This is a genomic window from Bacillus bruguierae (assembly GCF_037104725.1).
Lineage (GTDB): Bacteria > Bacillota > Bacilli > Bacillales > Bacillaceae_G > Bacillus_A > Bacillus_A bruguierae.
Window position 1 is genome coordinate 228011 of the sequence record NZ_JBAWSX010000004.1, and the last position, 12245, is coordinate 240255.

At 34.5% G+C, this 12245-nt stretch carries 10 protein-coding genes; 5 read left to right on the top strand and 5 right to left on the bottom strand.

The features are described from left to right. Positions 1 to 50 precede the first annotated feature (50 nt). From WAZ07_RS09785 to WAZ07_RS09800, 4 genes are all read right to left on the bottom strand, one after another. Positions 51 to 578, bottom strand: a complete 528-nt coding sequence (locus tag WAZ07_RS09785) for a DUF6886 family protein (protein WP_336472276.1) — start codon at positions 576 to 578, stop codon at positions 51 to 53. A gap of 431 nt (positions 579 to 1009) precedes the next feature. Next, entirely contained in the window at positions 1010 to 1657 is a 648-nt protein-coding gene (locus WAZ07_RS09790) for a hypothetical protein (protein WP_090917650.1), read from the bottom strand. 233 nt (positions 1658 to 1890) lie between these two features. Then, on the bottom strand, positions 1891 to 3543 hold the full coding sequence (locus WAZ07_RS09795) for a pyridoxal phosphate-dependent decarboxylase family protein (protein WP_336472277.1): 1653 nt from the start codon (positions 3541 to 3543) through the stop codon (positions 1891 to 1893). A 444-nt stretch (positions 3544 to 3987) separates the two neighbouring features. After that, positions 3988 to 4332 (bottom strand): winged helix-turn-helix transcriptional regulator, encoded by a 345-nt coding sequence (locus tag WAZ07_RS09800; protein WP_336472278.1) that lies wholly within the window; start codon positions 4330 to 4332, stop codon positions 3988 to 3990. Positions 4333 to 4665: 333 nt separating this feature from the next. On the opposite strand from WAZ07_RS09800, the gene WAZ07_RS09805 reads away from it, so the two are divergent. Both WAZ07_RS09805 and WAZ07_RS09810 read left to right on the top strand, forming a co-directional pair. Next, positions 4666 to 5880, top strand: coding sequence for an MFS transporter (locus WAZ07_RS09805; RefSeq protein ID WP_336472279.1), 1215 nt, complete (start codon positions 4666 to 4668; stop codon positions 5878 to 5880). Positions 5881 to 5896: 16 nt separating this feature from the next. After that, on the top strand, positions 5897 to 6736 hold the full coding sequence (locus WAZ07_RS09810) for an aldo/keto reductase (RefSeq protein ID WP_413788880.1): 840 nt from the start codon (positions 5897 to 5899) through the stop codon (positions 6734 to 6736). Between the two features lie 135 nt (positions 6737 to 6871). Here WAZ07_RS09810 and dhaK read toward each other — a convergent pair whose 3' ends face one another. After that, positions 6872 to 8632, bottom strand: a complete 1761-nt coding sequence (dhaK, locus tag WAZ07_RS09815) for a dihydroxyacetone kinase subunit DhaK (RefSeq protein ID WP_336472280.1) — start codon at positions 8630 to 8632, stop codon at positions 6872 to 6874. Positions 8633 to 8909: 277 nt separating this feature from the next. Here dhaK and dhaS point away from each other — a divergent pair, with 277 nt between their 5' ends. From dhaS to WAZ07_RS09830, 3 genes are all read left to right on the top strand, one after another. Further along, positions 8910 to 9479 (top strand): dihydroxyacetone kinase transcriptional activator DhaS, encoded by a 570-nt coding sequence (dhaS, locus tag WAZ07_RS09820; RefSeq protein ID WP_336472281.1) that lies wholly within the window; start codon positions 8910 to 8912, stop codon positions 9477 to 9479. A gap of 15 nt (positions 9480 to 9494) precedes the next feature. Beyond that, positions 9495 to 10493 carry a DhaKLM operon coactivator DhaQ gene (gene dhaQ / locus WAZ07_RS09825; RefSeq protein WP_336472282.1) on the top strand — a complete coding sequence of 333 codons (999 nt, stop codon included), beginning with the start codon at positions 9495 to 9497 and terminating at the stop codon, positions 10491 to 10493. A gap of 357 nt (positions 10494 to 10850) precedes the next feature. Beyond that, a complete protein-coding gene (locus WAZ07_RS09830) occupies positions 10851 to 12194 on the top strand; it encodes an erythromycin esterase family protein (protein WP_336472283.1) in 1344 nt (447 codons plus the stop codon). Positions 12195 to 12245: the final 51 nt, after the last annotated feature.

Genomic DNA, 12245 nt, shown 5'->3' on the forward strand with positions numbered 1-12245 from the left:
CTTATTCGAAATCTGAATTTAGTTTAAAAAAAGGGGGCCTTGATTAAAAATTACCCCTCAAATCTCGGCTGCGCAAAACCCATTCTACACATTGACCAATTCAACGTTGTTTTTTGAATTTCATCAAAAATATCCCACAAGTTATTTACTAAACGTAATTCAACATTATGCTTAAATAGCTCTTCAAACAAATCAACTACTTCCAATTTGGCAATTGGAATTTGCGATGTTTCACTTACATAATAACCAGCGTTCTCATCTTGCAGTGTGAACTGCTTTGTATCAAATTCATACAAATATAATTTCGTATTTCTCATCGTTTCAAACCATCTGTTTTCTATAACGACTACATGTGAACATGACTTTGATGATATATATGTTTGCTTGTCGATTTCAGATGTATTTGGGCCAACATGGTAGCAAACACGCGGACAATTTCTAGGCGTTAAAAAATTAGGTAAGCATTGATCATTTATTGCCCATACAAGCCCTTTTGTTGGATCTAGGTCCCCTCGAGTAGGTATTCGGGGATGAAACACTTGAATATGATTCTCCTCACTTGCATGGAATATCCGCATACACTTCCCTCCTTACATTGCTTCATCACTCGCATTCTTCTTTTCGCTGTACACCCTCTTTTCTATATTGGTCGTAACGTTACATTTATTGTGCACACTCATATTTTTTTATAACACGTAAATAGTGTCCTATCTTTTTTAATATAAAATCAAGCCAGATATCCTCAATTGGATTTCTGGCTTTTCTAATACCTAAAAAATATAAATCTGTACTTATTTAAAACATTAAGGATAGCACCATATCGCCATCAAGTTAAGAAAAATGAGATACCTCCAAACCGAAAAAAAAGGGAGTATCTCATTTTCATATATCCAAATCAAATTCTTTGTTCATACAACGAAACTTATATTTCAACGATTTCATGCTCTAAGATACAATTATAGTAGAATTTGCACCTGAATCTTTCAGTATGTGTTAATCTCTATATATTTCAAATAGCCTTGATGACTATTTGCGATTGAGGTATATATAACAACTGAGCACTTAAAGTAGATGTTATATTTGAAAATGGATACATACCTTGATAAAGAAAATCACCGTATACAATTTCATTAATTTGAAAAGGTGTATATCGTTTTTTGAGTATTTGTTGAGAAATTTTATTTGTACAAGCAGCAACCATATCAAAATTTCTTTTTAGCACTATTTCTTGCACTACGTGTGAAAGAAGGGTAGTGACTACACCGTTCCCCATCCACTCTGGGTGACAAGCTCCCATATCTAGGTAAACTAAATTTTCTTTATCTAGCTGGGAGAATTCTATTGAGTTTACTTCTAATGCATCTAATAATTGAAAAATTGGTTCTATTTGAGGACATACCTCGGCTGCTTTTTCTTTATCTATGAGTGGTTGATTGGCTTTTCTCACCAAGATAACGCCTATCATTTGGAAATTTTCCATTGCTACAAATGACATGGATTGAGAAGCGGCTTGACTTACCATTTCTTCACACATTTTATTAAAAGAAGCAAAAGGAATTTGTAAACCACTCACAAGGGGTTCACTATTTGCAAAAGATTGTGCAATTAGCGCAGCTGCATCTTTAATATGTTGAGTTCCTAGCATTTCTATATTCATCTATTCTTCCTCTTTTCATAAAATAGTAAATTAAGTATGTTTGTAAAGATATTAGTGATATTTCTTAATGAAAAATGAACTATATAAATCTATGTTAATTTTTCGACATATAAGTCGCTTCTATGCATGGCCAGATGCTCTCGCCCGCCTAAAAAGAAAGGAGTTTTTTATGTCGATTTTTTAATTTGTATTTATATACATCCTGAATATTAAATCAATAATATATGAACTTATTAAATACAAGCATAGATATCATTCGTTACAGTAAGAACATGCTTTTTAATAAATGCTACAACCTCATCTAAACATTCAACTGTTGTATATGGAGAGATAGAAAAAAACTTAAGAGTAGAAATTGGATTACGTTCACTTCCATTTATAGCATTAACTAAACAAGAACGAGTTGTATCGCCTAAAAAGATCTGATCTCGATTTTTTCCTAGGTGATTAAATATTTCAATATTTAATTTGTTTGTTTCCTCTATACTTTCTTGCGTTGATTTTCCTGTTCTTTCTTCGTTCCAATTCTCTTCACCATCGCCATGCATATAGAAACGAAATGTCGTAATGGGACCATATGTGTAATCATTCGTTACTGCTACTTGAGGTAAAGCTTCTCTTAATTTCTTTCTAAATAAAAGATTTACTCGAACGTAATTTGCTAATAATTTTTGATAGCCTTCAATGCCAAATGCCAATAAATTTACATACATTGGAATAGCATTACCAGACCGTGAACATTCTAGTGTATAACCTGTATGATAACTACCATATGATCTGTTACCAAGATAAGGTGTATCATTCTGTTCTATGTCCATAATGTGCAAATCATTATGATTTTTAACAATCCAAATACTTGTAGCATAAGGGGCTTGACCTAATTTATGAAAATCAAAGCATACACTATCAGCAAGATGCATGTATTGCATTTGTTCTTGTATTTGTTTTAAAGCATCTTTTACGGAAGGTTCAAACAATAATGGATTCTGTTCAAATTCATAATTATTAAAGAAACTATAGAAACCGCCCATTGCCGAATCAGCGTGAATATAAATAGAGTTTAATTTGTATTTATCTTCTATGAATTCAGCAACCTCTTTAATTTTCTTTATATTATCAATCGCAAATGTATCTGTTGTACCCATAGTAGCTAGAATATAAAGAGGGATGCCTCCTTTTTCGATAACTTCTATGATCTTTTTCTCTAAATCTTCTATATCTATAGAATTTGTATGAGGATCAGCTTTCACTTTAATTAAATTATTTGTGCCAATTCCTGTTGCCTCAGCCGATTTCAATAAACTATAATGTGCATTTTCAGAAGCAAAACAATACACATTTTGAGGAACACCTTGTTCTTTTGCTTGTGGAAAGCTTTTTGAAATAGCTAAGCGTAAGCTTGAAAATACGCAGCCCTGTCCTCCCCATGTTGTATAACCGCCACTATTATTTGGATCATAACCAATCAATTTCGAGAGCATAGACACAACTTTCACTTCTGCTTCTGCTGCTGCAGGACCATATACATCCCAAACGCCATTACCATTTAATAGTGCCATGGTCAATAAACCTAGTAATGATGGAATGCTCGGAAGAGGTACAGCATTAGATAAATAATATTTATTCGGATAAGGGTGTCCGTTCATAAATTGATTTAGTTCTTCAATGACATTAGGAATACCAATACCTGTTTTAGGTATATAACTGCTATGAATTAATTCATTGTAGTATTCTACTGATTTTTCCTCAATATTTCCTAAGGTTGCCTGATTTTCATTTTTTAAATCACCAAGATTTCTAACTATTTTTTTTATGGATTCCAAAAATAGCTCTTGTGTTTTTTTATTACCATCATCACTTGGGAATAATTCTAAAATATCTTTCATATCAGTTTATCTCCTTGTAGACAACTATTTTCGATTTCTTCATATAAAAATACTTAAATTACTTACAAGAGAATAAGGAGTTTAACAAAGTTAATAAGCGAATAAAAAGCAACGGCTTCGTTCTGTTTTTTGATCACCCTTCCAATTTCCATTATAAAATTCTACAAAAATGTAATTTCATAGAAGATTATATTTTTTATGGAATTTAAAGTAAAGGTAGAAATTTGTATTTTTTGTAAAAATATGTATTTTAAATTCAAAAGGATACAGTTAATAAATCACTATCAGCATATGAATGTATTGGATTTTATAAAATTTTATACCGTATTTATTAAAGTTGATAAATAATTAACGATAAATTCTAAATTAACAAACGAAGATGTTTTTATGTTAGATAAAAAAAGGAAAAAACGAACATATTTCTGTTCGTTTTTTCCTTTTTTATTATTCGTCAGCTGTAATAAGCATGGACGTGTTCCCATTCTTTTCGAGATGACATTCCCCCCAAGTACAGAGAGAATCTAGTATGGAATCTAAAGACGAACCGTAATCAGTTAAAGAATATTCTACTTTCGGTGGTACTTGGTTATATACTTTTCTTTGGATTACACCGTCTTCTTCTAGTTCGCGTAATTGTTGTGTTAACATTTTTTGTGTGATACCAGGCATTAAACGTTTTAACTCGCTCGTTCTCTTTTTGCCTGTCTTTAAATGACAAAGGATAACAACTTTCCATTTTCCACCGATAACCTCTAAAGTTGCCTCCACAGGAATATTGTATTTCTTCATATGAAAATCTCCTTTGATAAATTTAGGTTTAAGTTTTTGAGCTAAATAACTTAAAGATTACTTTTAAGTACCTATAGCACTTTAAAGTACGTACTTTTTATTGTGTTGAATATGTTTCATAATAACATACGTAAGAGGTAAATGAGTAGTACGGTACCAAAAGATTCCTATGTTACTTTTTGGTACCTATATTACTTAAAAGTGCGTTCTTCAGAAAAGAGATGAAATCATTCATAATAGCATTTATAGGAAATAATATATTTTTTCAGAAGATAAAAGGGCCTTTTTATCATACTATTATGATTGGATTTCTCGTATTAAGGAGGAGTTCAATTGAATTCATATACAGTATCTTCTTCAGGTGTTCAAACAAATAGAAGAAGTGTGTTTGCGTTATTAGCATTAGCAATTAGTGCATTCGGAATTGGTACAACTGAATTTATAAGTGTCGGTTTATTACCATCTATTTCGGAAGATTTACATGTTTCGGTTACAACAGCTGGTTTAACCGTTTCCTTATATGCGTTAGGGGTAGCTTTTGGAGCGCCTGTTTTAACGTCGTTAACAGCTAGTATGTCGCGAAAGACATTATTAATGTGGATTATGATTGTTTTTATTGTAGGTAATGGAATTGCGTCGGTCGCAACAAGTTTTACTGTATTACTTATCGCGAGGGTGGTATCTGCTTTCGCGCATGGCGTTTTTATGTCGATAGGATCCACAATTGCAGCTGCACTCGTACCAGAGAATAAACGTGCTAGCGCGATTGCTTTTATGTTTACTGGTTTAACTGTTGCGACCATTACAGGTGTACCAATTGGAACATTTATTGGTCAACAATTCGGCTGGAGGGCATCGTTTATGGCGATTGTGGTAATTGGAATCGTTGCCTTAATCGCAAACAGTATGCTAATTCCTTCTGATTTAAAAAAAGGAACGTCTGTATCATTTCGTGATCAATTTAAACTTATCACGAATGGAAGACTATTACTTGTTTTCATCATTACTGCATTAGGATATGGGGGGACATTCGTAACATTTACGTATTTATCTCCGTTATTACAAGAGGTAACAGGATTTAAAGCAAGTACCGTTACAATCATTTTGTTAGTGTATGGAATTGCAATTGCGATTGGAAATATGATTGGTGGGAAGCTATCAAATCATAATCCAATTCGTGCATTATTTTATATGTTTTTCATTCAAGCAATTGTATTATTCGTACTGACATTTACAGCGCCATTTCAAGTAGCTGGGCTTATTACGATTATTCTTATGGGGCTATTCGCATTTATGAATGTTCCGGGGCTACAAGTGTATGTCGTTATATTGGCTGAACGATTTGTACCGAGCGCTGTCGATATTGCTTCAGCAATTAATATTGCAGCATTTAACGCAGGAATTGCTCTTGGTGCTTATTTAGGTGGTATTGTAACGAACTCGTTAGGGTTAATTCATACAGCTTGGGTAGGCGGCATTATGGTAGTAGGCGCTGTTATTTTAACAGCTTGGAGTATGAAGTTAGAAAAAAGAGATCAAGTAAAATAAAGGAGAGAAAAGTATAATGAAAAATTTACAAAGTAAAACAGTATTGCATAATGGTGTAGAAATGCCTTGGTTCGGTTTAGGCGTATTTAAAGTAGAAGATGGACCAGAACTTGTAGAGGCTGTAAAGATAGCGATTAAAGAAGGATACCGTAGTATCGATACAGCTGCGATTTATGGAAATGAAAAAGCAGTGGGTGAAGGCATCCGTGCAGGTATAAAAGAAGCTGGGATTTCGAGAGAAGATTTATTTATCACTTCAAAAGTGTGGAACGCAGAACAAGGATATGAAACAACAATCGCTGCATATGAAGAGAGCTTAAAAAAATTAGAACTAGATTATTTAGATTTATATCTTGTTCACTGGCCTGTAGAAGGCAAATATAAAGATACGTGGAGAGCGTTAGAAACACTTTACAAAAATGGCCATGTGCGTGCGATTGGCGTAAGTAATTTCCAAATCCATCACTTGCAAGATGTACTGAAAGATGCAGAAATGAAACCAATGATTAACCAAGTGGAATATCACCCGCGTTTAACACAAAAAGAACTACAAGCTTTCTGTAAAGAGCAAGGTATTCAAATGGAAGCATGGTCACCGCTTATGCAAGGTCAATTATTAGATAACGAAACATTAAAAGAAATAGCTGATAAATATGGTAAAACAACAGCGCAAATTATTTTACGTTGGGATTTACAAAATGGAGTTGTAACAATTCCAAAATCAACGAAAGAGCATCGAATTATTGCAAATGCTGATATATTTAATTTTGAATTAACAAAAGAAGATATGGAAAAAATCGATGCATTAAACAAAAATCACCGTGTTGGTCCGGATCCTGATAACTTCGATTTCTAATGAAAATTAGTAAAAAGAGTGCAATTTTTGCACTCTTTTTTTGTGCAGAAAAATATTTTCTAATTACATACCACTTATTAGGCGTACCGCCCCACATTACTATCAAGCCAACAAAATAACGTTTTTAAAGTAGTGCTATGATTTTAAACTACGGGAGAGTTCTGTAAATATAACCCCTAGAGCGTAGGCACCAGCATCCGGATACCCTAAGCTTCTTTCACCAACTGTACCAGCGCGGCCCATTCGAGCAACGATTTCTTTTGTATATTCCGCTCCCTTAACAGCAGCCGCTGCCCCTTTTTCAAAAGCAGTCTTAAAGTCCACGCCAGCTATAGCACTTTCTGACCAAGAATTTACACAAGGCACAAGCGCATCCACAAGCGTTTTATCACCTACTTCTGCTCCTCTTCCGAAAGATCGCTCACCAATGGACTGTATACCTTTAAGTGAAGCCTGCAACATTTCAGTAAACTCTCCAATTGTTAATTCCATTTTTCCTTCTACAGCCTTACCTGCAGCTCGGAAAGCGCCGCCCCAAATTGGCCCAGAAGCCCCGCCGCAATGTTCCATAATAACCATAGAACACGCATCTAGAAATGTTCCTATATTGAAACGTTCTTGAGTTAAAACCGAACTCCACTCTCGTTTTAATTGCTTGAATCCTTTCGCGACACTCATTCCAAAATCGCCATCACCTGCATGGGTATCCAATTCGCAGAAAGGCACTTCGTTCTTGATAATGACTTCGCTCATTTTATCTACAAGATAAATCATATTATCTAATGTGATGACCTCATTCTTGATGATCGCATGTTCTGCCGCTGTTTCTGTCTCAAAGAAAACTGGTTTCTCTTCCTCGTGTGCCTCAATATCAACGTATTCTACACTCTCAATTGGTCCATCTACCTTAAATGCAGGTGTATTACACTGTTTCGATAGCAATGTTTTCAGCTCATCGTCGAGTTTCATTACTGTTAGAGAAATTCCGGCCATATCAATACTAGTCATGTAATTCCCAACAAACGTTCTATTTATTCGTATATTTTTGCCGCTTAACTCCCTAGTAACCGCATTGTTAAATAGATAAAGTTCTTGTAGCGGTGTACCACCAAAGCCGTTTACTAAAACAGCAATTTCAGCATCCTCATTACCATCTAACGCTAAATCCTTCACAAGTTCATTTGTCATGCGCAAAGCCAATTCGTCTGCAGTCGCAATTTTTTCCCGTTTTCTGCCTGGCTCTCCGTGAATACCAACGCCATATTCCATCTCATCTTCACCCAACTTGAAAGTAGGCGATCCACTAGCAGGAACTGTACAGGAAGTTAGTGCTAGACCAATTGTTCGAACATTTGCCGCTGCTTTTTCCGCTACAGCTTTGACCTGCATCAAATCCATACCTTCTTCTGCTGCTGCACCTGCTATTTTATGTACGAACACAACCCCTGCAACACCGCGACGTCCTACTGTATAAAGACTGTCTTCTACTGCAATGTCATCATCAACGCGGACATATTCTACTTGAATGCCATCCTCAGTAGCTAAGTGAGCTCCGTTTTTAAAATTCATGATATCTCCACTGTAATTCTTAATAATAAGCAGTGTACCTTTTTTGCTAGCTGTTGCTTTAATCGCCTGATATACCTGTATTTGCGAAGGAGAAGCAAACACATCCCCGCACACCGCAGCATCTAGCATCCCTTTCCCCACTAAGCCCGCATGTGCCGGTTCATGTCCACTACCGCCACCGCTGATTAACGTTACCTTATTCTCGTTCATTTCTTTTTTCTTCATTACCTTATACTTTTTCAAAAGCTCCAGTTCCGGATGAGCCATAACCATTCCATTGCACATCTCCATAACGAGAGTTTCAGGTTTATTTATAATTTTTTTCACTTATTACTCCTCCTCTATGCATTTTGTTATTTTCTTAAATCATTTACCTTATTTGTATACACACTTTCATAGCTTTCTTTATTCATAGAGTATTGCTGCCGTGGTACATTCCCTTCTGAATTATGATATATTTGAAAGCGTATTATTACTAACTATACTAAAATGTAAGCGCTTTATGGTAAACGGACAAAATTCACGATTTGTCTAAAGACACCCACTTCATTTATAGATAGGATGTTACTTATTAAAAACGAATAAAGTTGTAGGGAGGATTCAAATGACCTCTTCTATCATTTCAAAAAAAATTATAGCCAACTCTCTAAAACAATTAATGGAAACGAAACCTTTTCATAAAATATCTGTGAGTGATATTATGTTACATTGTCAGATGCGCAGACAAACTTTTTATTATCACTTTAAAGATAAATTTGAATTGTTAGGTTGGATTTATAAAGAAGAAACGAAAGAAAATATTATAGACTTTCTTGATTATGAAAAATGGGAGAATATTTTTGACCTATTATTTAATTACTTTCATCAAAATCAGTGCTTCTACCGAAATGCATTTAGGGTAATCGAGCAAAATTCATTTAATTACTATCTATTCGAGCATACGAAAAACTTATACATCAAAATTATCGATGAGCTATTAATTGGCTGTAACTTAGCTATTTCTGAGATGAAGAAAGATACACTGGCCTCTTTTTATAGTCATGGATTTGTTGGGACAATAAAAAGCTGGATTGAAAACCATTGTGCTGTCGATCCAGCTATCATGTCTTCTATGATGAAAAATATGATAAACAATCAATTAGTACTTTTACTTAAGCAATCAGTAAACAAATGATAAGGTGGAAAAACAATGAAAAAAATCATGAATGATGTTCAAAATATTGTTCAGGATATGTTACACGGTTTTTATTTTGAACATCACGATAAAATATGTTATAACGCAAAACACAACATCATTTATCAGAAAGATCTTGCCAAGACCAAGCAAAATGTTGTGATCATAAGCGGCGGCGGCAGCGGGCATGAACCAGCTGATATTGGTTATGTAGGAAAAGGAATGCTTTCAGTTGCAGTCAATGGAGAAATTTTCACTCCTCCTACACCAGAACAAATATTAGCGGCAATTCGCTCTGTACCTAAAGATAAAAGTGTCCTATTAATTATTAAAAACTTTAAAGCTGACGTAGAAAGCTTTTTAACTGCTGAAGATTTGGCAAAAAAGGAAGGAAGACTTGTTGATCATGTAATTGTGAATGACGATGTTTCCATTGAAGATGATGCTTCTTTTAATAAAAGAAGACGAGGAGTGGCCGGGACGATTTTCGTTCATAAAATACTCGGAGCAGCGGCTCTCGAAAACTATTCATTACAACAATTAACAGACATTGGTCAATCTGTCATTCGTAATCTCCATACATTAGGAGTCGCCCTCTCTCCAGCAACCAACCCAATCCAAGGAAAAGTTTCTTTTACCTTGCAAGACAATGAAGTGTTTTACGGAGTCGGCATCCACGGAGAAAAAGGGTACCGTAAAGAGATATTATGTTCTTCTGAAAAACTGGCTATTGAGCTGATGAATAAACTCAAAAGTATTTACCGCTGGAAACAAGGAGACAAGTTTGCAATCCTAATTAACGGCTTAGGTGCTACCCCCTTAATGGAACAGTATATCTTTGCAAATGACATTCGTCGTTTATGTGAACTTGAAGGACTAGATATTCGATTTGTCAAAGTCGGAACTCATCTAACATCTTTAGACATGCAGGGCACGTCATTAAGTTTACTTAAACTAGAAGATCCACTTTGGGAAAAATGGTTAAAGGCACATGTTAAAGCGGCTAGCTGGTAGCTAAAATTAGCCTCAGGTGTGAACGTATGAACATACTTGGGGCTTTGTGTATTTCGCAAACATATTGATTACTTCAACAAATTAAGTAGTAGCCGTCCTTCTTTAAATCCTATCTAACTTCCATATACTTGTAGTAGCTATGTAGGATATTTCCTAGATCTCCACTCTAACGGTTCCTTTCCACTTTTAAGTTCACAGAATATTATGACTTAACATAATTATTACCTTTTCCCTTGATTTTTATAATCTCTGTCCTCTAGTATAAATATATAAATCTAATTATTCCCATTTTTTGAAATGAATGATAGATAATTAGATTTATGCAATAAAGTTTATAAACAATCAGGAGGGGTATATGTGTTTCCAAAATGGAAAAAAGGATTAGTAGCTACTTTATTTGCACTCACAACATTTTCGACAGTAGCATCTGCTGAAGAACTGCCTGCAGATCAACAAAAATGGCAGAATTGGGTTCGTGAACATGCGGTTAAATTACAAGAACCAACTGCTAGTTCGAATGAGGATTTATCATTTTTGAAGCAAACTTTACAGGGCAAACGTATTGTTTCACTAGGTGAGTCTACTCATGGTTCAACAGAAATGAATCAATCTAAGGTTCGTATCATTAAGTATTTGCATGAAGAAATGGGTTATGATGTGATTGCATTTGAATCAAACTTTGCGGAAGCGAATACTGTGTATCAAAATATAGATGATTTAACAGCTGAACAAGCCATGAAGAAAGCTATTTTTAACCAGTGGTTTACAGAAGATGTGGAAGAATTATTTCAATACATAAAAGAACAAAAGGAAAAAGGAACACCTCTTATTTTAACAGGATTTGATCTACAAATACCTTGGAATGCCAATACTGCTACATTTGCAACATATGCAAATGAATGGATTGGGAAATTGAATCCTGAAGTAGGTAAATTACTTGTAGAAGCAGAAAGAGAAATCGTGAAACACCATTTTGTCTCTTCTTATAAGGAATTTGAAGACATGCAGGCACCCCTTTTGGACAAATATGAAAAAATAAAAGAGTTTATCCAACAACATAAAAATGAATTGCAACAAGTAGCACCTAAAGCATCCTATGATGTAAATCTTCTAGAAAAGTCAATCAAGATTCGAATCGATGCGCTTAAGACATATATTCCAACTGAAGTGAAATTTGATAAGAAGATTCCAGCTGTAAAATATCCAGATGATTGGTCCTTTTACACTCGAGATCAAAGGATGGCACAAAATTTAGCATGGTTAAGCGAAATGCAATTTAAGAATAAAAAAATGATTGTGTGGGGACACAATTATCATATCAGAAAACAAAATTCTAAAATGATTCAAACCGTATTACCATTTCCAAATATGATGGATATGATACCACAGTATTTAAAAAACCAAATGTACACAGTTGGTATATTTGCATATAGTGGTAGTAGTTTGCTAGCAGATAATAAAACGATTGAAAATGTAAAGGAAAAACATCAAACAAATAGTGTTGAAGAAATTTTGAAAGCTGCACAACATCCGCAAGTATTTGTAAATTTAAAAGGTGAGGAAAATCGTCCTGAAACCTCTTGGATGTATATGCCTATTATCGGACAGTATTGGGGATCTTACGATGAAACCATGATTCCTAACCAACAATATGATGGAATTCTATGGCTAGATCATATTAGTCCTTCACGAATTAAGTAAAATAAAAAGCGCGCCAATACAATAGATGGTGCGCTTTTTGTTTTATAGTTC